We start from the raw sequence: 24,142 nt of genomic DNA, 5'->3' as shown, positions 1-24,142 counted from the left end.
AACGCTTATCTTCGGAAGCATCGGACGAAACGGCGTTAAGCTGCTGTGGATCATGGGAGAGACTTTGAGATGGATTTATCCTGAGCCAATAACACGAATAAGTAGAAGAGTATAAGGTGAGTAATTTGAGAGAAGCTGTCGCAGGCGTTGACGCGCACCAGCCCTACCATCACGGCAATCTGAGGAATGAGTTGCTGGACAAAGCCCTGGCGCAACTCAAGCAAGTCGGTCCGGACAAGATCAGTCTGCGGGCGCTGGCGCGTGAAATCGGCGTGTCGCAAACCGCCCCCTATCGCCACTTTGCGGACAAGAACGCGCTCCTGGCCGCGCTGGCGGCGCAGGGGTATAGAGAACTGCAGCGGGTAACCCAGGAAGCCGCTGATGCGCACAACGACCCATCGCAACAACTTTGCCATTCCGGCAATGCTTATATTCAATTCGCGCGAGATAACCCTGAACTCTACAAACTGATGTTCGGTCCTGTGATCGCCTGTCCGATGGATTATCCGGAACTGGCGGAAGCAGGCAGCAGCGCGTTTCAGGTTATCCTGAACATCGCTACAAAGGGGGTGAGCGAAGGCGTATTTACTGACCGGGATGTTTCTCTGATCGCCCACGCCGCCTGGTCCATGGTGCATGGCATCGCCAGTCTCTGGATCGACGGCATGTATAAATGCACGGAGAGCAGCGGCGAAAAGTCGATGATTCTGGATTCTCTGAAAATCTCGCTGTACGGGATTTTGAAAAGGGATGGGGATTAAACAAGCGGGAGATGAAATTTGGAAAACGGCGGGAGAATGTCCCGCCGTTAATGGGATATGGGGTTCGTCGTCAGACGTTAAAAGAATGAGCGAGCTTCTTCGCCACTAACTGATTTTTCAGCTTCACGTAATCTGGCACGCCATTTTTGTAGGGCGGGTAGGACTCGCCCTGAATCAATGGCTGCAAATAACGGCGCGCCGCCTCAGTAATGCCGAAACCATCCTCAGTAATAAACTCTTTCGGCATTTTCTTTTCCACGTTGGCTATTTTCGCTAAAGGCGCTTCGCCAATCGACCACTTATAGGGGCTGTCCTGCTCCCGCACAATGACCGGCATGACCGCATTTTTACCCGCCAGGGCCAGATCCACGGCGGCTTTGCCCACGGCGTAAGCCTGATCCAGATCGGTGGCGGAAGAGATATGGCGAGCGGAGCGCTGCAGGTAGTCCGCCACCGCCCAATGGTATTTATAGCCCAGCTCGCTTTTGATCATGTTGGCGATGAACGGCGCCACGCCGCCCAATTGCGTGTGGCCGAAAGCATCGGTGACGCCGGCGTCGGACAGGAAGCGCCCGTCCGCATATTGCGCGCCTTCCGACACCACGATGGCGCAAAAACCGTCACGCTTGACCACTTCATCCACGCGTCTGAGAAAGCTGGCTTTATCAAATGGCGTTTCCGGGAACAGGATAATCTGCGGCGCCCCGCCATCTTCGCGCTGCGCCAGTCCCGCCGCCGCTGCAATCCAGCCGGCGTGGCGTCCCATCACTTCCATGACGAATATCTTGGTGGAGGATTCGCACATGGACTGGATATCCAGTGAGGCTTCCATAATCGAGGTGGAGATATATTTGGCGACGGAGCCGAACCCGGGACAGCAGTCGGTGATAGGCAGGTCGTTGTCGACGGTTTTAGGGATGCCGATGCTGATGATCGGATAGCCAAGCTGCTCACTGATCTGGGATACCTTGTAAGCAGTGTCTGAGGAATCGTTGCCGCCGTTATAAAAGAAGTAGCCGATGTTGTGGGCCTTGAAGACTTCGATGAGGCGTTCGTATTCGGCTTTATGGGTTTTGATGTCTTTCAGCTTATAGCGGCAAGAGCCAAAAGCGCCGCCGGGCGTGTGTTTCAGCGCGGCGATGTCCGCGTCGCTCTCCTGGCTGGTGTCGATCAACTCTTCACGCAATGCGCCGATAATGCCGTTGTGGCCGGCGTAAACTTTGCCGATTTTATCGGAATGGGCGCGAGCTGTTTCCAGTACGCCACAGGCAGAAGCGTTGATGACCGAGGTCACGCCGCCGGATTGCGCATAAAACGCGTTTTTAACCGTCATATTCGTTGTCGCCTCTCGTCGTCTTATGGGCGCGAATCATACGCGAGTTTAATGCTATTTTCATGTCTCCCCACCGGCCCCCTGTATTTTCTTAAATTTACTCAATACATAGGGCCATTTCCGGTCCGACGCTGGCGCTTAGGGAACCCGTCAGTAATAATTGACCGATATGCGCCTGAAGCTCAGTTTTCTGACGTTCAATTCGCAATCTGCGCCAAACAGACCGCCTGCGTTGATGGTCGGACGGACGAGACACTGATTCTTTTCACAGATTAAAAGATAGCGATTAGCAAGAAACATGCATGTACACATACTAGGCATTTGCGGAACTTTTATGGGTAGCCTGGCGTTGCTCGCCAAGGAAATGGGATACAAGGTCAGCGGGTCCGACAAGAATGTATATCCTCCCATGAGCACTCAGCTGATGGCGCAGGGAATAGAATTGCGCGAGGGGTATGATCCATCCCATCTCGATCCCAAACCCGATCTTATTATTGTCGGCAACGCCATGAGCCGGGGCAATCCGCTGGTGGAGTATGTTCTGGATAAAGGCCTGCCTTACATCAGCGGCCCTCAATGGCTGGCGGAGCACGTACTGCAGGAGCGCTGGGTGTTGGCGGTGGCCGGCACTCACGGTAAAACCACCACCACCAGTATGCTGGCCTGGGTGCTTGAGCAAGCGGGACTGGCTCCAGGGTTTCTGATCGGCGGCGTTTCCCAGGGATTTGATGTTTCCGCCAGACTGGGCGATACCTCATTTTTTGTCATCGAGGCGGACGAATACGACAGCGCTTTCTTCGACAAGCGTTCCAAGTTTATTCATTACCGTCCGCGCACCCTGATCATCAACAACATGGAGTTTGATCATGCGGATATCTTCCGCGATCTCGGCGATATACAGCGCCAGTTTCATCATGTCGTGCGCACCGTGCCGCGCCAGGGGCTGGTGATTACGCCTACGCAGATGCCTGCTGTAGAGGAAACGCTGGCGATGGGATTGTGGTCGCCGCGGCAGACATTCTCTTTGAGCGATGATCAAGCGGATATTCGAGCGGAGTGTCTGGCGGAAGACGGCAGCCGTTTCGAAGTGTTTTTGAACGGCGAGTCATGCGGCGTAGTGGAGTGGGGCATGAGCGGCGCTCACAACGTACAGAATGCGTTGGCGACTTTGCTGGCCGCCCGTCATATCGGCATTCGGCCGCAAAACGCGATTCCGGCGCTGTCCGATTTTCCCGGGGTTAAGCGTCGCCTGGAGAAACTGGGCGAGCGCAACGGCGTGGTCGCCTACGACGACTTCGCTCATCATCCCACCGCGATTCAACTGACGCTGGAAGGACTGCGCAAACGGGTTGGCGATGCGCCGATCTGGGCGGTCGTCGAGCCGCGTTCCAATACCATGAAAATGGGCGTGCATCGGGACACTTTGCTGGCGTCTGCGGAGCTGGCGGACCATGTGATCTGGGCCAATCTGGATTGCTACGAATGGCTTGATGAAGCGGTGCGTAATGCGGCGCCTAAGCACCAGTGCGTGAGCAATGTCGACGAAATCACCCGTTTGCTTGCCGACGTAAAAGGTCCCGCACATATTGTCCTCATGAGCAATGGCGGTTTTGCGGGATTACCTGCGAAACTGAAAAGCCTGCTCGCCGAAGAAGAGGCGGTGTCGTCGTGACGTTCAAGGAGCCGATTACCATTGCGATCACCGGCGCCTCCGGCTTTCAGTACGGCTGGCGTTTGTTGCAGGTGCTGCTGCAGAAGCAGCATCAGGTTTATTTGATGGTGTCGAAGGCGGCGTATGTGGTCGCCAGCGTGGAAGCCGATATCAAGCTGCCCGGTCAGGCGGCGAAGCTGGAACAGGCGTTGACTGAAGAGTTTGGCGCTGCGCCCGGTCAGCTGCGCGTATTTGGGAAAGAGGACTGGATGTCTCCTGTGGCTTCCGGTTCCGGCTCTCCAGCGAGAATGGTGGTCTGTCCCTGCAGTACGGGAACCCTGTCCGCCGTGGCGACCGGCGCGAGTAATAATCTCATCGAACGCGCTGCGGACGTTGTGCTGAAGGAGCGTAAGCAACTGATTCTGGTGCCGAGAGAAAGCCCGTACTCCACGGTGCAACTGGAAAACATGCTGAAGCTGTCGCAAATGGGCGTCACGATTTTGCCTGCGTCTCCCGGTTTCTATCATAAGCCGACATCCGTGGAGCAGATGATTGACTTCATCGTCGCCCGCATTCTGAATCACCTCGGCATTGACCAGGATCTGACTCCGGCGTGGGGCAGGGCCTCTTCGACTCCCGGCGACGACGAATCCTGATCTGCCGTCGTCTGCCTGCCTTAAAAAATCAAATATTGCGAGCAGCATTATGAGTATTGATTGGAACGTGACTCCCGCCGCAATCTGGCGCCAATTCAAAGGCAACCTGCGCGCCGTACGCGAAATTGACCCTGTTCGCTTCGATGAGCTATTGAACGTGGATCGTCAGAAAGCGGCTCTGCAGCGCAATACGGAGCGCTTTCTGGCGGGTAAACCGGCTAACAACGCTTTGTTATGGGGTTCCCGTGGCACAGGCAAGTCGTCGCTGATCAAGGCGATGCTGAATGAATATTTTCCTCAGGGACTGCGTGTCATTGAGGTCGACAAAGACGATTTGATTTATCTGCCGGAAATCGTCGATGAAGTCCGCGACCTGCCTCAGCGCTTTATTATTTTTTGCGATGATTTGTCATTCGAAGCGGGGGAGAAAACCTATAAAGTCCTGAAAAGCGTACTGGAAGGCTCTATTGAACTGCCGCCGAAAAACGTGCTGATCTACGCGACCTCCAATCGTCGTCATTTGATGCCTGAGTACATGTCGGAAAACCTCGAAGCCAAGATGGTCAACAATGAAATTCATCAGGGGGATTCGGTGGAGGAGAAGGTCTCGCTGTCGGATCGTTTTGGCTTGTGGCTCTCTTTTTATCCGTTCAACCAGGACAGTTATCTGGATATTATCGATCACTACTTTCATGACTACACGGGCGACCGCGAGGCGCTGCACAGGCTGGCGATCCAGTTCGCCACCTCCAGAGGCGGTCGTAGCGGTCGCGTGGCGTTTCAATTCTACAAACAACATAGCGAAAATTAGTCGATGACGTGGCGCAAGCGGCTGGCGTGGGGCGGCCTGATCACTTTGCTGACGCTCTGTATTCTGACGGGAGTGGCCTGGTGGTTTGCGCCGCAATGGCTGCCGCCTCTGGCGCAGGAGCTGGCGGGCCGCGCCGGCGTAGACATCCGCAAGCTGGAAATCGGTCGTCCCGGTTGGGGAGGCTGGCGCTTACGGGAGGTCGAACTCGGCCTGGACGGTGGAGCCATCGTTTATGGGGAAAACGTCAAAATCGGCTGGCGCTGCTGCCAAAAAATTGAAGAGTCACTGACTGCTAAAGCGCAGCGGATTGTCTATACGCCAACGGAGACAAGCGCTACAGAGCCAAGCGCGCCGGTAGCGGTGAGCGCCTTGTTATACAGCGTGGCGCAGCGTATTCCTTTTATCACCGTTGAAGTGGAGCAACTGGAAACCCAGTCTGGCGACCAGACGCTGACCGCCAGCCTGTCTTTGGAGCGCACACCGGAAGGGCTGGATTTACAGGTTCAAACCCAATATCAGGATGCCCCCATGTCCTTGACGTTAAATTGGGTGGCGCCCACGTCCCTCTCTCTCAGTCTGACGAGTGATCAAGGCATGACGTTGACCGCTAAAGGAGAGTTGGGCGATGACGGCGCCTGGCGTTTTACAGGAGAGCATTCAGCAGACTGGGCGGCGTTGCTGGCGGCCATTCGAATGCCGCAAGAGGCCATAACCTCGCTACAGACGTCCGGAGGCTTTGAATTGACGTTTCCGGATGTCGTAGGCAGCGCCCCCTGGTCGTTCAATATCAAGCCGACGTTCCAAACCCAACTGGCCCAGCAGAATATTCGGGTTTCCGGTGAGACGGAAATTGAACTCACTGGGGCGATGGCTCCGGAGGTTGCTGTTATCCAGCCATCGACGGTTATGCTGGATGTTCCGCAGTGGCCGGAGCCTGCACAACCCTTGCCTTTGTCATGGCGGGTAAAGACGCTGGAGGCGGTGCGATGTGAACAACTGTCGGCGGAGCCAAGTTGCCCCGGCGCGCTGAAGCTGGAGCTGCATTCCAAACCTGCGTCAGCCACTGAGCCTCAACTCAATGCGAAGGCCACGCTGCAATACGCCGCCGCTACAAAGACGGTGTCCATGACTCTGCAAACCGACGCGACGCTGAACGACCCACAGTATCCGCAGAAGGTCGAGGTGGCGCTGGAGGGGCATGTGAAGTTAGGGGCGGACATGCAGGTGAGTCTTAATAAGGGCGCGCGTATCGCATGGAGCGGCTGGTCGTTTCAGGAGGCGTCGATGGAGCTCAAAGATGGAAGCATAGAGTTTGGGAAAACCGCTTTGACAATCAATACAGGGGGGCAGGAAACTCAGCCGGGTCAGGGTAAAACGGCGTTTTCCTGGAACCTGGCTACGGACGCCAGGGCTAAAATCAACCTGTCCCACCAGGGGCGAAATGCGGAAGTGGCCTTTACGGGCCGGATCAAAGCGGACGACAAGCGCATTGCTGTAGATAAAGCACAATTGAAAGCGTTAGGGCTGAGCAGCTCGCTGGAAATTATTTATCGTCCGGCGGAGAGAAAAGGCTGGCTGTCCTATGACGTCGAAGGCAAGCTGGCCAACTTCAACTTTGTCAAATCCTATATCGCCTCCTTTCCAGAAGCGCTGACGCTTAGCTTTGGAACAATTTCCGCCAGTGGGGCGCTGAACTGGACAATGAAAGACGCTCTGGCGATTGACGGCCGCTCCAATGTCACGCTAACCAATTGGGGAGCGACCTATGAGGAAATCAAAGCAAATGGAGTGAGTTTGACGACAGACCTTCAGTTTACCGGGCAAAACGCTATTTTTAACCAGCCTCTGCGACTTGCGGTCGATTCCGTGGAAGCCTCTGATATGATGCGAGCCACGGCGGTAGCGCTTGATGTCTCAGGACAAGTGGACTTTGCCAAAGGGCTCAATTGCGATCTGCAGCTGGACCGCGCATCCGTTGGTCTTTTTGATGGAAAAGCGAGGCTGGTGCAGCCAGCGAAGGTACAGTGTCCGCTGACCCACTCGGACTTGTGGGTGGAAGTCTCCAACCTTGATCTCGGTAAACTGGTTGCGTTGGAAAGCGATAAAATTAAAGCCAGCGGCCGTATTGCCGGACTGCTGCCTATTTCCATAAAAGATGGCGGCGTCATCGCCAACAACGGACAGATCGCCGCCCAGTCGTCCGGCTCAATAAATCTGGTGGATGTGGACTATTGGCGCGCCCTCAGCGCCGCCAATCCCAGTCTGCAGTTTGCTGTCGATGCGCTGGAGAACTTTAACTACAATTCTCTGGTCAGTCGGGTGGATTACCAACAGAATGGAGTTCTGTTGTTCGACATTCAACTAGCGGGAAAGAGCGCAAATAAACGATACTCCGGCGCTCCTATCGCACTGAATGTGAATCTGCAAACCAATATCATTGATAATCTGCGGAGCATATTGGTCCCTGGCTCTATTCAGAAAAAGTTGGAAAAAGGGACTTATTAACCGTAGCGACAGTTCAGTTTATGTTCAGCTACGGTTGCTATAGTTAACTGAAGTAAATAAGGCTTAGTTATTTGATGAATACTAAAAACTCAATATTGTGTGCGTTATGCTTGCCGCTTATCGTCGCATGCGCTCCAAGGGTTGAAGTGGCGGTGCCTGACAAGCCCATCACGATTAACCTCAATGTAAAAATTGAGCACGAGATCAGGGTGAAGGTTGAGAAGGATCTTGAGAAGCTCTTTTCCGAAGAAGATGATTTGTTCTAAGCAGCGCCCCTACGTTGCGATAAAAGTAACCAAACGACCGCATACCTGTGTGTAGAGGCGCGAGAGAGGATTTCTGTATGAAAAAGATCATTCTGGCTTTATTTTGTAGCTTGTTTGTCAGTATGCCCGCATGGGCGTTGGATCTGGACGAAGCCAAAGCAAAGGGCTTGGTCGGCGAACAGGCTGACGGCTATCTGGGCGCAGTCAAGTCTGGCGCGGAGGTCAATGCGCTGGTGTCGGAAACGAACGACAAACGCAGCAAGAAGTACGCAAAAATTGCTGCGGAGCGCGGCATCTCTGTAGGCGAAGTCGGTAAGTTAGCCGGTAAGTTGCTGATAGAGAAAGCCGGTCCTAAAGATTACGTTAAAGGCTCTGGCGGCTGGGTAATGAAAGAGCAGCTTTAATCACGCTGAAGGGGAAATAGCGGCGATGCGCATCCCTCTATTTCCCTGTTATTTGCTGGAGCTGGTTAAACGCTTTATCCGTCACTGTATAAGCGGCTCCAAACCCTTTCACAAAACGACCGCTTTTAATTTCCAGTCGCAATAAGCTGAAATCCGGCAACTGTCGCAGCATGGCGATGGTTGGACCAAATTTGTCGGCGAACCTGTCGAGCATTTCTTCGTAGTCCGCACTCCCGCGGCTGACTTCCTCCAATGAGCACTGCAGTATCAATCGTAATCTGGCGAAAAGATTCCGGCTTGCCTGCTCCTCTTCTATAAACAACAAGCTCGCAACAGGAGTCGTCTTCAGACAGGCCGTGTGGGGCGCCAGTGCGCTGACGTAGATGTAAAAGTCTCCATCCTGTCTGACGAATGGGGCATAGCTGGCCAGCGGTTCGTTGTCTTGATTGACGCAGGCGAACTGCACCGTCTTAAAGCGTTCGATCAGACTCTCTATTTCCGTCCGTAGCGATTCCGTCTCTGTTGACAAGTTCGTCTTCCTCTTACCGTTATGACCGACGAATAAGGTGTCTCGCCTGAGAAAAAACTGTCTCTTTTCGTCAATCAAAATGAAACTTTTCGTTATTGGTGGGGTAGGGCCTAATTGCGAAACTGAATTCACATTCACACCATTGGAAACCTCCGCACAGAATAACAACAGGAGACGGTTATGATACCGAGAGCACTTTTCGATAGCGACCTGGAACAGTTCAGAGATTCCTTCCGCAAGTTTTTGGAAAAAGAGGCGGCCCCTTTTCATTTGCAGTGGGAAAAAGACGGACAGGTGGATCGACAGTTATGGAATAAAGCGGGGGAAATGGGGTATTTATGCCCCACCATGCCGGAAGAATACGGCGGCTCTGGCGTGGACTTTCGCTTCAGTACGGTAATCTCCGAAGAGATATCCCATTTGGGGTTATCCGGTATTGGCTTTGGACTGCACTCGGATATCGTGGCCCCCTATATTCTTCACTATGGAACTGAATCGCAGAAGAAAAACTACCTCTCCAAAATGGCGACAGGGGAGATGGTGTCCGCCATCGCCATGACAGAACCCGGCGCGGGCTCCGATCTTCAGGGTGTGAAAACCACAGCGGTTAAAAACGGGGATCATTACGTCCTGAACGGCTCTAAAACTTTTATCACCAACGGCCAGCATGCAGATGTAGTAATCGTGGTCGCCAAGACCGATCCCAAAGAGGGCGCCAAGGGGACCAGTCTGTTTTTGGTGGAGAGCAGCTGGAAAGGCTTCAGCAAGGGTAAGAATCTGGAAAAAGTGGGTATGAAAGCCCAGGACACCTCTGAGCTGTTCTTTCAGGATGTCATCGTTCCTGCGGAAAACCTGTTGGGCGCTGAAAACAGCGGCTTTATCGCCCTGATGCAGGAACTGCCGCAAGAAAGACTATTGGTTGGCATCACCGCAATATCCGCCTGCGAAGCGGCGCTCGACCTGACCATCAAATATTGCAAAGAGCGCAACGCCTTCGGCAAACCTCTTATGGCGTTTCAAAACACCCGCTTCAAACTCGCCGAACTCAAAGCCGAAGTCACCGCAGGCCGGGTCTTTCTCGACCGCTGCCTGGAGCTCCATCTCGACAAAAAACTCGACGTACCCACCGCCGCCATGCTCAAACAATGGTCCACCGACCTGCAATGCAAAGTCATGGACGAATGCGTCCAACTCCACGGCGGCTACGGCTACATGTGGGAATACCCCATCGCCCGCGCCTGGGCCGACTCGCGAGTCCAAAAAATCTACGCCGGCACGAATGAGATCATGAAGGAGATAGTGGCTCGGTCTTTGTGAGTGGCAGTGCAGGCGTTAAAGAACATGTATTGCCTTTATCTACACTATTAATTAGGCAGTCAAATAGCTTCCTTCTATTTGTCTGCAACGACAGGGCCTGACATGTGCAGGCCCTGTCTCCCGCGGCTAGCCGCCGCACAGGCGCATCCATGCGCTTGGTTATTAACATGCCAATATCATTGCCATATTAATAACAACTGGGCAGTCCGTCACAATTCGGTTAGATGGTTCGTCCTGTAACGGGTATGACATCACTCAAATGGTACGTATTAATAAGTAAGCCTCGGGTAGTCTAGTCCCCTCTGGAGCCTGATAATTTCGTCTGCCGTCAGGTTCCTGATTTTCCCTTCTTCTCCGTCTGCCCTTACCACGCGTGAGGCTCAGCTTGTTGCGGCTTTAACGTTTAAGATTGATGCGTCTCCAGTCTCATGCCGGTTAGGTTGGTTGTGTACTATCCACTAGGGGTAACGGACTAGTCCTAGGGCTAGACGGCCTGACCGATACAAAGAAATTAACAACGTTAATAGAATGCCCGGCCATGTGGGTCTAAGGTTATATGCATAGCATTTTCCGCTCTATCGAAAATGCTAAAGGACTTTGGGCCACCGCTCAGAGATATAAACTACAAAAAGGGCTGACTTATGTTTCATAAGAACAGAAAAGTTGGGGTATTTATTGGGACCGCCTTGCTCGCCAGCGCAGCGCAGGCTTCCCTACCGCCAGTGCAGGGCGCGCCTAACAGCCGTCCTATAGAAGTTCACGAGCACGCCATTCCTTCTCAGCATGAGGCTGAGCTTCCACCGCCAGTGATGACGCCTACCAGAATCCGTCAGGATTTCATGATGATGGCCGCGAAAGAGATTGCGGCGGATTGTGATCCTCAGGATTTGGCTTCTCTTTCCGGGTCTGCTTTGACCCAGGCCATCCAGAAATCCGATATGGGATGTATCAACGACCTGTTTCAGGCGCGCGGTGATGTGGCGCGCAATCTGTTCCAGGAAAGCAAAATGATCACTGTCGCGCAGGCGATGGCGTCTGAGTCCAGCCGTTACCAGGGTGATAACACCACAGGTATGGAGCAGTTGATTCTTTATATGCGCGCCGGTTACTTCGTGCAGTGGTATCACTCGGATGAAGTGGGCGATTACAGCAATAACCTGAAGCAGCAAGCCGCTACGGCGATCACCGCGTTCATGAACCGTGCACTGAACTACCTGCATAAGCGGGAAAACGCATCGGTTATGGGTGAAGCCTTGACGCTGGTGGACAGCTCTTTGAACCAGGGCGTTTTTGTCTACGACACCATTTACTGGTTACAACTGCTGCAGGACAAAGCCGCGACTGAAGATGCATACGCCCGCGCATTGAACAGTATTTTCACCATTTACTTCCGTGGCCATGGCTACGATGACTTCAAACAAAAAGTCGCCAATGATTCCCGTGTCGCCAAAGCGCTATATGACTTCATCATGAAGAATGGCGACTGGCTGAACGACGACCGGAGTTATCTGGTGCTCAACGCCACCAGAGAGCTGGGACGTTTCCTGCAGTACGACGGCACGCGCAAAGCGGTAGGCGGCTGGGTTGGCGCTTTGCTGGATAAATATCCGCTGGCCCCTGACACCGTGAATATGTGGGCGTTGCTCGCTGGCGCGGTGGAGTTGAATGACCCGGAAAATTGCAGCGAATATGACGCCTGTAACGTGAAAGAGCGCGTCAAGGCGGCGGTATTGACAGTCCGTCATGACTGTAGCCCAACCATCACAGTCAACGCTCAGGCGATGTCTTCCAAGGAGTTGGCGTCAGCTTGTGAAACTCTGGGCAAACGTGAAGATATCTTCCACGATATGTTGAATACCGGTAAACAGCCTGTTGCTGATGACTTCAACGACAAGCTGGAGCTGGTGGTGTTTAAAAACAGCGGTGCGTACGGCGATTTCGGCTGGCTGCTGTTTGGCATAGACACCAACAATGGCGGTATGTATTTGGAAGGCAACCCTTCCGATCCTAACAACCAGGCGCGATTCATCGCTTATCAGGCGGATTACGCTCCAGGCGAACATCAGGTCTGGAACCTTGAACACGAGTATGTTCACTACCTGGATGGCCGCTTCGACCTGTACGGCGACTTCAACACCGGCATGCAGGTTCCTACCGTGTGGTGGACTGAAGGTCTGGCGGAGTACGTATCCAAGCTGAAGGACAATCCCGGAGCGGAAGACGTGGCCCGTCGCGAGAAAGTCGCGCTGTCTAAAATTCTGCGCAATACCTATGACGATGGCGTTGATCGCATCTATCGCTGGGGTTACTGGTCCGCGCGCTACATGCTGGAGCAGCGTCCATCGGATACCGCTCAGATTCTGTCCTGGTTCAGAGCGGGTGATTACGAGAGCTTCGAGGCCTGGCTGAACTCAACCGGCCAGCGTTACGACGAGCACTTCGCCAACTGGTTGGCGGCGGTGCTGGAAGGCAACGACGATGGCGGAGATGACGGCGGCGATGATGGTGACGACGGAGGTGATGACGGCGGCGACGATGGCGGTGATGACGGCGGAGATGATGGTGGCGACGGTTCCGACGATCCGCGCGCGCTGGAGCCCGGCAAGCCCAAGTCGCTGACAGCGGGCGCAGGTAGTCAGGCTTACTACTTCATGTTCGCGCCACACGGCACGGATCTGCTGCATCTGTTGACTAGCGGCGATAATGGCGATGTGTCCGTTTACGTGAAGCATGATGGTTGGCCGACTACTACGGATTACGACCAGAAGTCCGCTTCCGGTAGCGCTGACAACAGCCTCCAGGTTTCCTCACCTGAAGGCGGCACTTATTACCATGTACTGCTGACCTCCACCTCTGGATACAGTGATCTGTGCGTGACGGTAGGACTGAATGACGCGCCAACCGACTGTGGCGACACGGGCGGCGGCGATGATGGCGGTGATTCATCTGATGGCCCTGAATTGCTAAGCGGCAAGCCGCGCAGCAACCTGGAGTCCAGTCATGGTGAGTACTATTGGTTCTATGTTCCTGCGGGAACCCGTACTTTTGAGTTGAATACCTGGGGCGGTCGCGGCAATGTCGATCTGTATGTGCGTAACGCAGGCTGGCCAGACGCCAGTACTTACGATGATCTGTCCGCCAGACGCAGCAACAATGAAAGAATCGTAGTGAGAAATCCTAATGTCGGAACCTACTACCATGTGTGGTTGAAAGCCGACGGCGGATACAGCGGCGTTAACCTGCAGCTGACCCTACGGTAGTTGAAGTCGCCAACGCAGTCTTCCAGGCTGCGCTGGCGAGCTTGAACACCCTTCCTTATTGCCCGGGCGTATTTGCGCCCGGTTTTTTTATCCCCGCATGTGAGAGCTAAGGCTCATTACTTCCTCCCTCTCAATTCGATATCAGATCCACGGCATAGTTTTACAGTTCTTTACAGCGAACAAAACGATTGTTTCAAACGTATGTTTTAAACTCTGTGTTATTGGTAAATGGTGAGTGGGAATTCTTTCGGGAGGCGTTATGAAGAACACCCTGCCAAGCGCGGCTCTTGGAATAATAATAATAGCCGTTTTTTTCGCGGCCAATGTCCAGGCGCAGGAAAACCTCACGGTGGAAATCGATTCTGACAAGTCGTTCTCTGGCGCTTATCAAGTGGGCGAGGACCGCGTTGAATTCGCCAGTTTCGTGGGGCGGGACGCGTTGGTTAAAGTCAGCGTCAATGTTAACGGCGCGACTCATGAGGCAGCAGTTTATCTGGGAGCGGGCGATATACAGAGCGCCAATGCCCGACAGCTCAGCAGCGAAGAAGAAACGTTGATGTTTGACGCCGCCAATGCGCTGGCTGAGTACCTCTCCGCCAGCCGTGAAGACATTGAAAACCCAGCCCTAATGTTAGTTGGCGCCATGGATTATTGGTCCAGCCGCACTAACTGAAATAGTCTGTATCAAGACACGCCTGAGTCAGGGTTAACCAGAGGCGCCTGCGCCTCAGGCTTAGGCGCTTTTCGCGACTCGGTCACTTCTTGCTGCAGTGTTTTGACTTGGATCGTCAACGACTCCACCTCTTTGTTTTTTCCCGCCAGATCTTTGTTCAACGCAGTGTTCTGTTGAGTCAGCGTCGCGTTTTCCTGGCTCAATGTTGCGTTGGTCGTTTTCAGCGTTGTCACTTGCTCCGTCAGCGACTCGACTTGAGTCGCCAATGCCGCCTGGGCGGTGTCGCTTTCTTGCTGTTGGGCATTTTGCGCAGCCAGAGCGTTTTTAACTTCCTCTAACTGGGCGGTGAGACTTTGCTCGCGTTCACTCGCCGCAGCGATATCAGAGTTGCTGCGTTCCAGCGCATCCGTCGCTTGCTGTAGAGACGCGGCCGTATCAGCGAGTTCACTGGCCAGAGTTTCTATGCGAGCGGTTTGCTGTTGGATTAGTTCTTGTTGCTGGGATAGCGTGTTTTCCAGCTCGCTTTGTTTGCTTGCCAATTCGGCGTTTTCCGATGTTTTGTCTTGTAGTTGCTGTTGCAGGGAGGCGAACTCATTTTGCACATTGGTCAGAGCCTGAGTCAGTTCGCGTTCCTTTGTTTCACTGGCGCTCAGGTTGCTTTGTAGTCTGGACTTTTCTTGCTGTAATTGCGCATTGTCTTTGCGCAACCCTTGCAGCTCCGCGCCAGCGCTGCTGGCTTCCGCCCGACTGGCGCTGAGGTTTTGACCAAGCTGTTCGTTACGGCGCGCGGACTCCGTTAGTGCGGTGGTCAGGCGCTGGGCTTGTGACAGTAAATTGTCCAACTCGCCGCGCACGCTCTGCTGGCGTTCCAGCAGTTGAAAAATGAGATAGCCTGCGGCGATAAAAATCACAATTGCCGGAACCGTCAGCAATGCTTGCAGTCGCCCGCCTTTTTTGACGGCTTGCGCGGCGGCCTGCTGCGCCGCCAGTTGCGTTTCGACTTCTTTCATACGCTGATCAATATCGCGCTGGCGTTCCTCCATGCTGCGCTCGCGATCTTTCAGCGTCTGCTCTTTATCACGTAAGTCACTGGCTTTTTCATCATTGCTTTTGGCGCGCTGTTTGGACTGCTCTTCCTGGCGGGTCAGAGCCTGCTCCTTGCGAGCCAGGTTCTGCTCGCGCATATCGAGAGAGCGCTGCTTGCGCTCCAGGGCCCGTTCATCATTATTTTGCATTGCTCCAGGCTCCGGCTTATTTATCAAACTGTTATAAACAGTGTAGCCAATGCCCGGGAACTTGCTCTTGCGCTTAAGGCGTCAATGAAGACCAGGCGCTGTCACAAAAGATATCGATATAGTGGGTCGGCGGTTTTTTCACGCGACCGGCCAGCCAGTGGCGAGCGTAATCCTGCGCCGGACCAATCAGCAGTGAGTGGTAAAGGTCGAAGGGCAGGGCGCGAATCTGGCCGTTATCGAGGTAAGGCGTAAACCAGTCCTTCAGATAAGTGAAGTGACGCTTGTTGTCCTGCTTGAGCTTCTGCTGCTGCTCCTGGCTGAGCGCTTCGCCTCTGGAGCTGAAAATATAACGCGCCCAATCCGGGTTCTGCGTTACCCATTCAATGTACACGCGCACGACCGACTTTACGCCTTCCTCCGCGCTTCTGCATTCGGCGAGGGCGTCTTTCAGCTCTGCGAAATGATCTTCCATGCCCAGCATATACAAGGCGGCGGCGATGGCTTCTTTGCTGCCGAAGTGGTGATAAACGCTACCCACACTGGCGCCGGATTCCGTGCGGATCATGTCGATGGTGGTCGCAGCGATGCCGTGTTGGGTGAAACACTTTAATGCGGCATTGAGAATGTCGTCACGGCGACTTTTGGAGCGGGTGCTTGAATTCTTCATATTGGAATAATATTCTAGAATTAAATTCTAATTTATCGGGAGGCTGTTATGACGATCGCAGCGACTGCTCCACAGGAACAGGTGAACTCTGTGCTTCGTTTGTATCACTCTTTTGCGCGTCTTCCATTCGGCGCGTGGCTGTTCAGTCGCGCGCTTTGTATTAAAGCCCCTTATTTTAGCAGCATTCGACCTCGCATACGGCAGCTAAAACCGGGATTGTCTGAGTGGGGAATCAAGAACCGCCGCGGTGTGCGCAATCATCTGGGCACGATCCACGCGCTGGCGATGGGCAACCTGGCGGAGCTGTGCGCGGGGACGTTGATGGAGGCGTCATTGCCGGCGCATCTGCGATGGATACCAAAAGGCATGCAGATCGAATACCTGAAAAAAGCGACCACAGACCTGGTGGCGACAGCAGCGATTGCTGATCCGACGGCGCTGTCGTCGGGAGATTATGAAGTGGAAGTCATGGTGAAAAATATACATGGCGAAGCGGTGTCGCGCGCATTGATCACCATGTGGTTAAGCGAGAAGAACCAACGACGTTAGCAACCTGAAACAGGAGGCCAGACATGGACATTATGCAGATTGGAAACCGGATACTGAACGAGCAGGCTTTCAGTCGTTTAATGGGAACTCGACTGACGATGCTGGAACCGGGCGTTGCGCATCTAGAGCTGGATATCAAACCGGAATTTTTGCAGCAGCATGGCTTTGTGCATGGCGGCGTTATCAGCTATCTGGCGGATAACGCGTTGACCTTTGCTGGAGGCAGTCTGTTCGGTGATGCGTTAACCGTGGAGTTTAAAATCAATTACCAGCGCCCGGCGCAAGGTGAGCGGCTTATCGCCAGAGCAAAAGCGGAAACCAGCGGAAAAAAAGTGGTGTGTTGCACCTGTGAAATTTTCTCTCTGAAAGAGAGTGAGGAAGTTCTATGCGCGTCGGCTCAAGGAACTATACTCGGCAAAGTCTGATTGCCTGACGCGCCCTGACGATGCGATGTCTACGGCGCGTTAGTCCGCCTAACTTGTGAATAATTCACGTAAATTCGCCACGCGAAGCGAATAATCGCTTGCCTCAAATCTTTTTTTGTACATACTTGCCAGTCAATTGAACTATCGCTTTATATAAGGTGCGGAATAATCTTTTTTCACGAAAAAAAGATAGAGAAAACGCATTCTTATTGGGTGATTTCTAGACAAATTGTACTTTCCGATTACATTTAAAGAGGAAGTGTTTCCTCTCTCCTTTGCTTAATTAATTTTGGGGTGACAAGATGGCGACCAGCAAAAAAGGCAAAATCGGCCTTGATCGACTCTTTGACAAGGCTATTGAGGAATTGCGCAGCGCGCAAGACAAACTCAACACTCATGTGGGTCAATGGGTGACCAAGGCCGAAGCTGACCTGAAAGTGGATCAGTCTTTGAAAAAAGTATTCGCCCGCATTGAAGATCTGCAAAAGAAACAGATTGATAACATGCATAAGTGGCAGAAGGATTTCGAAGCGAGATTCGCCGCTGTGTTGGACTTCCAGAAGCAAATGCTGGAAGCCATCATGCCTGCCGGTAGTAAAGCGCCCGCCACAGCCAGCAAAACCGCCAAGCCCGCTGCCGCCAAACCCAAAACAGCAGCCAAACCTGCTGCAAGCAAAACAGCTAAAGCGCCTGCGGTGAAGAAGCCTGCGACGGCCAAGAAACCTGCTGCGAAGAAGCCCGCTGCGACAACGGCGAAGAAAGCGCCTGCCGCCGCCAGTAAAGCCGCTTCAACCGCCACAGCGTCTGCGACTAAAACCGCGGCGAAACCGGCGACCAGAAAGCCAGCGGCCAAGAAGCCTGCTGCAAAGACTTCAACCGCGCCGAAAGCGTCCCCTGCCGCCAAGAAGCCAGCGGCGAAGAAACCCGCGGCTAAGCCCGCCAAACCCGCAGTAGCTGCAAAGAGTGCGGCGGACAAGTCCTCTGACGCTAAACCTGCGGCGGCGGATAGCAAACCCGCATCAACCACTGCAGCCAAGCCAGCGGCGAAGAAGCCCGCAGCGAAAACGACAGCGAAAAAACCTGCAGCGAAAAAAGCGACGCCTGCTAAAACTGCAGCGAAGCCCGCCGCCAAGAAAACAGAATCCAAGCCGAAAGCGCCTCGTAAGCCCGCCGCCAAAAAGCCGGCTGCGCCCGCTGTGAAAGACTCAGCGCCGGAAGCGCCTAATGCGATGGCTGAGTCCAGTCAGGCGCCAGCCGCTTCGACTTCCACTCCGAGCTCAGAATCTTAAGCTCAGCGAGGAAGACAACTTCCACGACAAACAGGGGGCGCTTGCGGTCCCTGTTTGTTTGTACTGATTAAGCCGCTCTGTCCCTCAAGTAGAGCGTGACGCCAACACTCTGACAACTATCGGGATGGCGGACTTTGACCCCGCTCAGCATTCTGTATCAAGATGAATGGCTCGTCGCCATTGACAAACCTTCCGGCCTTTTAGTGCATCGCAGTGAAATCGATCGCCACGAAACCCAGTTTGCGATTCAGCTTCTGCGGGATCAGATTGGGCGCAGGGTGTATCCGCTGCATCGCCTGGATAAACCAACCTCTGGCGTTCTCATGTTTGCGCTGGATTCCGATACCGCTAAGAAATGTGGGGTGTCCTGGGAAGCGGGCGTTGAGAAGAGTTACTTGGCGGTTGTCCGGGGCGTCCCCGCCGAAGAGGGCGTGATAGATAAGCCGTTGAAGGAGCCCTGGGATCGCCTGGGCGATCGTAATGTCAACAAGGACAAACCAGAACAGTCGGCGGTAACGGATTATCAACGTCTGGCGGAGTGCGAGCTGCCCTATGCGGTGGACCGCTATCCTACTTCCCGTTACGCCCTGGTCAGGGTGCATCCGCAAACTGGCAGACGACATCAGATTCGTCGTCACTTCAAATCGCTTTCGCATCCACTGATTGGCGACACCAGCTACGGCAAGGGCGTACATAATCGCTTTTTCTTCGAGCAATTCGGCGTGCAGCGGTTGCTACTGCATGCGGCGGAAATGCGTATGCCCCATCCATACAGCGGCGAGCCTTTGACCGTCTGCGCGCCGGTGACAGGAGAAATGCGTCGACTGCTGGAAACACTGGACTGGTTAAATTCGATACCTTTGGAATGGCGAAAAATTTAATCAAAACCTGTATCATTGGCGCGCTCCCCTGCGCAATACGCCCACCTGCGTTATCTTTCTGATATTCCCGCCAGCCTGTGAGTGACAGTGCGTATGGTCTATTGGGGCCTGATTCCAATAATTGTCCATTTTTTCATCGCTTGGCGTCGGCGGCCAGAGCGATAAAGACTTCCCAATCAAGAGGAAACTGTTGTTATGTGGTTGAACTACGCGGTGATAGGTTTGGCTGTTCTCGCTCTTCTGGGAGTGGTCCTGGAAGAAGTCATTCATGTCAATAAAGCCAAAATCACCCTTTTCCTTGGCGCTCTGGCCTGGATTCTACTCTTTGCATTCAGTAGTGGCGATCCCGAACGCCAAGAGGCGGTTATTCACGGGCTGGAAAGCAATATCGCTGAAATAGCCGGACTCTGGCTTTTCCTGTTGGCGGCGATGACTTTTGTCGCCTATCTCAATAAGAAGGGGATGATAGAAAACCTCATCTATCTGTTTCTCCCCAAACGGGTGTCGGAGCGCAAGCTGCTATTTTTAACCGGCCTCTTCTGCTTTGTTTTCTCTTCTCTCGCCGATAACATCACCGCGACCCTGGTTTCGGTCACGCTGATTCTGTCACTGCGTATGGACATCGCCAAAACCCTGCGCTTCGCCGCGCTGGTGGTTTTTTCCGTCAACTCCGGTGGCGTGGCGCTGATTACCGGCGACGTCACCACCCTGATGATCTTCCTGCAGGATAAAGTGGATATCCTGGATCTGCTCCTGCTCAGCGTTCCTTCATTTGTCGCGGTGATGTTCATGGCGACAGTATTGAGTTTTGGCTTGTCCGGAGATGTGGTTGTGCAGCAACACCGCACTGATGTGCGTGGTGTGGATATCGCTATCGCGGGGGTGTTCCTGGCGACGATCCTGAGCACCATTGTACTTAACGTCATCTACCAGATACCTCCTGTACTGACCTTCCTGTTCGGCCTGGCGACCATGTTTCTGGTGGCGCGCTTCTTTAACGACGACATCGAGAATGACCCGATTCTTGAGTACATCCGCGTTATTGAGTTTGAGACCCTGCTGTTTTTCCTGGGCATCCTGCTGCTGGTTGGCGTACTTAAGGAAGTGCACGTGCTGGAATCGTTACTGGCCATGTACTCACAAGTGTCGCCGCTGGTTGCTAACTACCTGATGGGACTGCTGTCCGCGTGTATCGACAACGTGCCTTTGACGGCGGCGCTGCTCAAGTCCGGCATTACCATGAGTAAAGCGGAGTGGATGGGGCTGACCTATGCAGTCGGCGTCGGCGGTTCTCTGCTTGTGATTGGTTCCGCTGCGGGGATCGTGGCGATGTCCAAAGTGCGCGGCCTGACTTTCGGCAGTTACGCTCGTTATGTTCCGGCGCTGCTGGGCGCTTACTCCGTGGGATACGCCGGCGTTTATTTAATGGCGCAATACGCTATGTAGCATTGTCGCCGGAGAGCTAAGCTTCGCTCTCCGGCGCCTCTCTCTTCACCTTAAACTGCCGACTTGTTCACATCACCGGTCCGTCCACCCCCACCTAAGGTGGATTCTCCCCATTCCCGCAGTTGTTAAGCTCGCCTGAGCCTATAAGAACAACAGTTAAGTGGGGGCGCTTATGCAGCCTGTCTTTTCCGACACGCTCTATATGGAGTCTGGTTACAACTCTTTAGCAGGGGCGTCGCCGCTCTCTGCGTTGGAGCTGAGACATTTGTTGTTGCTATATGGAACTCAGTCCAGCGCCTATTTCAGCTTTCAACCCGGCATTCAATATTTTGGCTCCTCTCAGCGTGGTTTCATCAGCTACTGCCCGTTAGGTTGGAGGCAGGGTGGGGTGGACGTCGTTTTTAATAATCCTGTGTGCGCGGATGAGAATCTGGCGTCACTGCTTGAGCGCTTTGCTGCGACCCGAGGGCGTCCCGCCGTGTTCTTCGGCGTCGAGCGCAAAGTGGCGCAAGTTCTGGCGCAGCAGGGATATCGAATAAACCAGATGGGTACGGAGTTCAGCTTTGCGCTGAAGGATTTTTCCGTGCGCGGCAAACACAAGAAACAACTTCGCCATGCCGCGAATCTGGGAGCGCGCTTTGGCTTGCGAGTGGAGGAGCTGTGCGCCTCGCAGGTTGATACTGATGAGGTGGAAGAGGTTTCGCGACGCTGGTTAAAACAGAAGGCGGTGCGGCGTGGCGAATTGCGATTGCTGACGCGTCCGCCCCAGCATCAGGATGAGTGGCTGGCGCGTCGGTTTTACTGTTTTCAGGGAGAGCGGCTGCTGGGGTATATCTACTTCGATCCCTACTTTGAGCAAGGCGCCGTCGTCGGATACTGCGCCAATATATTGCGCTGCCTGCCTGGCGTTGGACCTGCAGGTCTCCTGGACTACCTCATGTTGCAGGCGATTGAACAGTTTCGCAGGGAAGGCGTAGCGCGATTGTCTCTGGGGATTGCGCCATTGCATGGCTTGCAGCCTGAAGCGGGAGAAAGCCGATTGCTGCGTCAGCTTGGCGAGAGGCTGTATCGCAGGGGTTCCGGGCTCTATGCCTTTGCGCCGTTGGCGTACCATAAAACCCGCTACCGGGGAGAGGAAAGCAAGTGGTATCTGGCGTATAAAGACCTCTCAGCGCCGCGGCTGTTATGGAGCCTGATGGCGGGAACGGGAATACTGGGGTGTTGAAGGCGGCTGGTGACGCTATCAGCCCAAAATTCGTCGATGTAGACAATTGGTTCGTAAAGCGGCGACAAGGATGATACTGATGTGAGGTATAGTCTTCCCGCAAGGTATGGTGAGGAAGATATCCAAGGATCACTCAGGAGAGGAGCTTTATGTCATTCATCAAAGTCGAAAAGCGCGGGCATATTTTACTTATTGGTCTGAATCGCCCGGAGAAAATGAACGCCCTGACGGTGGCCATGTTCCATGATATCGCAGGCGCCTATGGCCTGTTGCAACGCGACCCTGAACTGCGAGTCGGTTTGCTCTGGGCGGAAGGTGAGCACTTCACGTCGGGCCTGGAGTTGAATGATTGGGCGGAGAGCTTTGCGACTGGACGACCGCCGGAGTTGGGCGAGGGCGAGATCGATCCCTTTTTCATCAGCGGCGAACCGTTGGATAAACCGGTGGTGATGGCGGCGCAGGGGTATTGTTATACCTGCGGCGTGGAAATGATGCTGAACACGGACGTGCGTATTGCGGCGGACAACACTCGCTTCAGCCAGTTGGAAGTAAAGCGCGGATTATTCGCCTGCGGCGGCGCGACGATGCGTTTGCAGCAGGAAATCGGCTGGGCCAATGCGCAGCGTTATTTGCTGACGGGAGACGTCTGGAGCGCACAGGATGCGTATCGCTGGGGCCTGGTGCAGGAGCTTGTCGAACCAGGCGCGCAGCTCGATAAGGCGTTGGAAATCGCCGGGCGCATCGCCAAGGCGGCTCCGTTGGGCGTACAGGGTAGTCTGGCTTCATCCAGACTGGCGCGTCTGCAAGGAGAAGATGTCGCCAAAGCGCAGTTGTTCAGCGAGATCAAAGGGCTGATGAACAGCGAAGATATGCAGGAGGGCATCGCGTCCTTTCTGGAGCGACGCGACGCCGTTTTTAAAGGGAAATAGAGCGCTTAAAGAAAGACCAGTACAATCCCGGGCCAGGCCACCAGTAACGCCAGGCGCAGCATGTCGGCGATGATAAAAGGCGTAACGCCTTTGTAGCATTCCACCAGATTGATGTGCTCCGCCTGGGATTTGAGAACGAAGATGTTCATGCCCACCGGCGGCGTAATCAAGCCGATCTCAATCGCCACCACCGCCAGCACGCCGAACCAGATGGCGGTGTGCTCCGGCGGCATATTGAAGTTCAGCGACATCACCACAGGAAAGAATATCGGAATGGTCAGCAGCAGCATCGACATACTGTCGAGGAAGCATCCCAGCGCCAAGTAGATCAGCAGCAGAATGACAATTACTGCGGTTGCGCTCAAATTCATGGCGGTGATCGTCTCCGCGAAGGCGTTGGGGATATTGGACAGAACGATGACGGAGTTGAACAGATCCGCGCCCAGTATGATGAAAAAAACCAGACCAGTGGTGATGGCGGTCTCTTTGAATATTTTCATCATCGCCTGCATATTGACCTGACGTTTTAGCTGCGCCAGCAAGTAGGTGGCGAAAGCGCCGATAGCAGCCCCTTCGGTGACCGTGAACACGCCGCCGTAAATGCCTCCCAGCAACCCGAGGAATATCATCAGGACCGGCGTTACACGCAGCAACGCCGATAATCTCTCTACACTGGACGCCTTATGGGTTTGTGGCCCCACGGAGGGGAACAATCGCACGTACGCCTGCACCGCCAGCAGATAGCCGATGGTGGCGATAACGCCGGGAACGGCTGCGGCGATGAAGAGTTTGGAGATGTTCTGCTCCGTCAGCAATGCATAGATCACCAGAGCGATAGAGGGAGGGATGAGGATGCCCAGTGTGCCCCCAGCGGCGAGCGTTCCGGCGCTGAGCTGGTTGGAGTAACCATGGCGTTTCATTTCGGGCAGGGCCACTTTCGACATGGTCAGGGTCGTGGCGAGTGAGGAGCCGCTGATGGCGCCGAAAAAGGCGCAACTGGTGATGGAGGCCATGGCGAGTCCGCCGCGCACGGAGCCGAACCAGGAATTGCAGGCGCTGAACAGGGTTTTGTTGAGATTGGCGACGGTGGCGAACTGCGCCATCAACAGAAACATGGGAATGACGGCGAGGTCGTAGGAGGAAAACCGGTAGAACGGACCAGAGTTAAAATGATTCATCAACGCATCCCAACCCAGGATGGCGGTGTAACCCGCCGCTCCCGTCAACAGCATGGCCGCGGCCACCGGAATACGCAAAAAAATCAACACAAGCAGCGAGGCGAAGGCGATTACGCCGATGTACAGATCATCCATAAGGGCCTTGTCCTTGG

General features: G+C 54.2%; 22 protein-coding genes. 17 read left to right on the top strand and 5 right to left on the bottom strand.

The window, feature by feature from the left end; genetic code table 11:
- Window positions 1-116 precede the first annotated feature (116 nt).
- Complete coding sequence (locus AC2IBB_RS28600) at window positions 117-761, top strand: TetR/AcrR family transcriptional regulator (RefSeq protein WP_279506898.1); 645 nt, start codon at window positions 117-119, stop codon at window positions 759-761.
- A gap of 70 nt (window positions 762-831) precedes the next feature.
- Here the strand turns inward: AC2IBB_RS28600 and AC2IBB_RS28595 are convergent, their stop codons facing one another.
- Complete coding sequence (locus tag AC2IBB_RS28595; RefSeq protein ID WP_486330082.1) at window positions 832-2,094, bottom strand: 6-phosphofructokinase; 1,263 nt, start codon at window positions 2,092-2,094, stop codon at window positions 832-834.
- 298 nt (window positions 2,095-2,392) lie between these two features.
- Between AC2IBB_RS28595 and mpl the strand changes: the two genes are divergently transcribed.
- The 6 genes from mpl (at window position 2,393) to AC2IBB_RS28565 (ending at window position 8,387) form a co-directional block, all read left to right on the top strand.
- The gene (gene mpl / locus AC2IBB_RS28590; RefSeq protein WP_486330081.1) at window positions 2,393-3,766 is read left to right on the top strand and encodes a UDP-N-acetylmuramate:L-alanyl-gamma-D-glutamyl-meso-diaminopimelate ligase; all 1,374 of its coding nucleotides are present in this window, start codon (window positions 2,393-2,395) and stop codon (window positions 3,764-3,766) included.
- Entirely contained in the window at window positions 3,763-4,401 is a 639-nt protein-coding gene (locus AC2IBB_RS28585; protein WP_486330080.1) for a flavin prenyltransferase UbiX, read from the top strand. Before mpl ends, AC2IBB_RS28585 begins: the two co-directional genes overlap by 4 nt.
- A 49-nt stretch (window positions 4,402-4,450) precedes the next feature.
- A complete protein-coding gene (locus AC2IBB_RS28580) occupies window positions 4,451-5,212 on the top strand; it encodes an ATP-binding protein (protein ID WP_486330079.1) in 762 nt (253 codons plus the stop codon).
- 3 nt (window positions 5,213-5,215) lie between these two features.
- Window positions 5,216-7,717: an intermembrane phospholipid transport YdbH family protein gene (locus AC2IBB_RS28575; RefSeq protein WP_486330078.1), complete on the top strand. Its 2,502-nt coding sequence runs from the start codon at window positions 5,216-5,218 to the stop codon at window positions 7,715-7,717.
- Window positions 7,718-7,791: 74 nt separating this feature from the next.
- Window positions 7,792-7,983 carry a YnbE family lipoprotein gene (locus tag AC2IBB_RS28570; RefSeq protein WP_041598940.1) on the top strand — a complete coding sequence of 64 codons (192 nt, stop codon included), beginning with the start codon at window positions 7,792-7,794 and terminating at the stop codon, window positions 7,981-7,983.
- A gap of 77 nt (window positions 7,984-8,060) precedes the next feature.
- Entirely contained in the window at window positions 8,061-8,387 is a 327-nt protein-coding gene (locus tag AC2IBB_RS28565) for a YdbL family probable chaperone protein (protein WP_486330077.1), read from the top strand.
- A 37-nt stretch (window positions 8,388-8,424) separates the two neighbouring features.
- On the opposite strand, the gene AC2IBB_RS28560 is transcribed toward AC2IBB_RS28565, so the two are convergent.
- Window positions 8,425-8,916, bottom strand: coding sequence for a HugZ family pyridoxamine 5'-phosphate oxidase (locus AC2IBB_RS28560; RefSeq protein WP_486330076.1), 492 nt, complete (start codon window positions 8,914-8,916; stop codon window positions 8,425-8,427).
- Window positions 8,917-9,096: 180 nt separating this feature from the next.
- On the opposite strand from AC2IBB_RS28560, the gene AC2IBB_RS28555 reads away from it, so the two are divergent.
- The 3 genes from AC2IBB_RS28555 to AC2IBB_RS28545 all read left to right on the top strand — a co-directional run bounded on the left by AC2IBB_RS28555 (window position 9,097) and on the right by AC2IBB_RS28545 (window position 14,166).
- A complete protein-coding gene (locus tag AC2IBB_RS28555) occupies window positions 9,097-10,233 on the top strand; it encodes an acyl-CoA dehydrogenase family protein (protein ID WP_486330075.1) in 1,137 nt (378 codons plus the stop codon).
- Window positions 10,234-10,874: 641 nt separating this feature from the next.
- Complete coding sequence (locus AC2IBB_RS28550; protein ID WP_486330073.1) at window positions 10,875-13,493, top strand: M9 family metallopeptidase; 2,619 nt, start codon at window positions 10,875-10,877, stop codon at window positions 13,491-13,493.
- Window positions 13,494-13,842: 349 nt separating this feature from the next.
- Entirely contained in the window at window positions 13,843-14,166 is a 324-nt protein-coding gene (locus tag AC2IBB_RS28545) for a hypothetical protein (RefSeq protein ID WP_486330072.1), read from the top strand.
- Window positions 14,167-14,177: 11 nt separating this feature from the next.
- Here the strand turns inward: AC2IBB_RS28545 and AC2IBB_RS28540 are convergent, their stop codons facing one another.
- Complete coding sequence (locus tag AC2IBB_RS28540; RefSeq protein WP_486330071.1) at window positions 14,178-15,401, bottom strand: hypothetical protein; 1,224 nt, start codon at window positions 15,399-15,401, stop codon at window positions 14,178-14,180.
- 73 nt (window positions 15,402-15,474) lie between these two features.
- The gene (locus AC2IBB_RS28535) at window positions 15,475-16,068 is read right to left on the bottom strand and encodes a TetR/AcrR family transcriptional regulator (RefSeq protein ID WP_486330070.1); all 594 of its coding nucleotides are present in this window, start codon (window positions 16,066-16,068) and stop codon (window positions 15,475-15,477) included.
- Window positions 16,069-16,116: 48 nt separating this feature from the next.
- Between AC2IBB_RS28535 and AC2IBB_RS28530 the strand changes: the two genes are divergently transcribed.
- The 7 genes from AC2IBB_RS28530 to AC2IBB_RS28500 all read left to right on the top strand — a co-directional run bounded on the left by AC2IBB_RS28530 (window position 16,117) and on the right by AC2IBB_RS28500 (window position 22,812).
- Entirely contained in the window at window positions 16,117-16,617 is a 501-nt protein-coding gene (locus tag AC2IBB_RS28530) for a hotdog fold domain-containing protein (protein WP_486330069.1), read from the top strand.
- A 23-nt stretch (window positions 16,618-16,640) separates the two neighbouring features.
- Complete coding sequence (locus AC2IBB_RS28525; protein ID WP_486330068.1) at window positions 16,641-17,042, top strand: PaaI family thioesterase; 402 nt, start codon at window positions 16,641-16,643, stop codon at window positions 17,040-17,042.
- 302 nt (window positions 17,043-17,344) lie between these two features.
- Window positions 17,345-18,331: a hypothetical protein gene (locus AC2IBB_RS28520; protein ID WP_486330067.1), complete on the top strand. Its 987-nt coding sequence runs from the start codon at window positions 17,345-17,347 to the stop codon at window positions 18,329-18,331.
- A 134-nt stretch (window positions 18,332-18,465) separates the two neighbouring features.
- Window positions 18,466-19,212 carry a tRNA pseudouridine(65) synthase TruC gene (locus AC2IBB_RS28515; RefSeq protein ID WP_486330066.1) on the top strand — a complete coding sequence of 249 codons (747 nt, stop codon included), beginning with the start codon at window positions 18,466-18,468 and terminating at the stop codon, window positions 19,210-19,212.
- A 195-nt stretch (window positions 19,213-19,407) separates the two neighbouring features.
- Window positions 19,408-20,658: a sodium:proton antiporter NhaD gene (gene nhaD, locus AC2IBB_RS28510; RefSeq protein ID WP_486330065.1), complete on the top strand. Its 1,251-nt coding sequence runs from the start codon at window positions 19,408-19,410 to the stop codon at window positions 20,656-20,658.
- 172 nt (window positions 20,659-20,830) lie between these two features.
- Window positions 20,831-21,883, top strand: coding sequence for a DUF2156 domain-containing protein (locus tag AC2IBB_RS28505; RefSeq protein WP_486330064.1), 1,053 nt, complete (start codon window positions 20,831-20,833; stop codon window positions 21,881-21,883).
- Window positions 21,884-22,032: 149 nt separating this feature from the next.
- On the top strand, window positions 22,033-22,812 hold the full coding sequence (locus AC2IBB_RS28500) for a crotonase/enoyl-CoA hydratase family protein (RefSeq protein ID WP_486330063.1): 780 nt from the start codon (window positions 22,033-22,035) through the stop codon (window positions 22,810-22,812).
- A gap of 5 nt (window positions 22,813-22,817) precedes the next feature.
- Here the strand turns inward: AC2IBB_RS28500 and AC2IBB_RS28495 are convergent, their stop codons facing one another.
- Window positions 22,818-24,125 (bottom strand): TRAP transporter large permease, encoded by a 1,308-nt coding sequence (locus AC2IBB_RS28495; protein ID WP_486330062.1) that lies wholly within the window; start codon window positions 24,123-24,125, stop codon window positions 22,818-22,820.
- Window positions 24,126-24,142 lie beyond the last annotated feature (17 nt).

This window comes from Hahella sp. NS-SX17 (genome assembly GCF_057367735.1).
The sequence above is the reverse complement of the archived record's forward strand: the minus strand, read 5'-3'. Positions and strand labels throughout refer to the sequence as shown.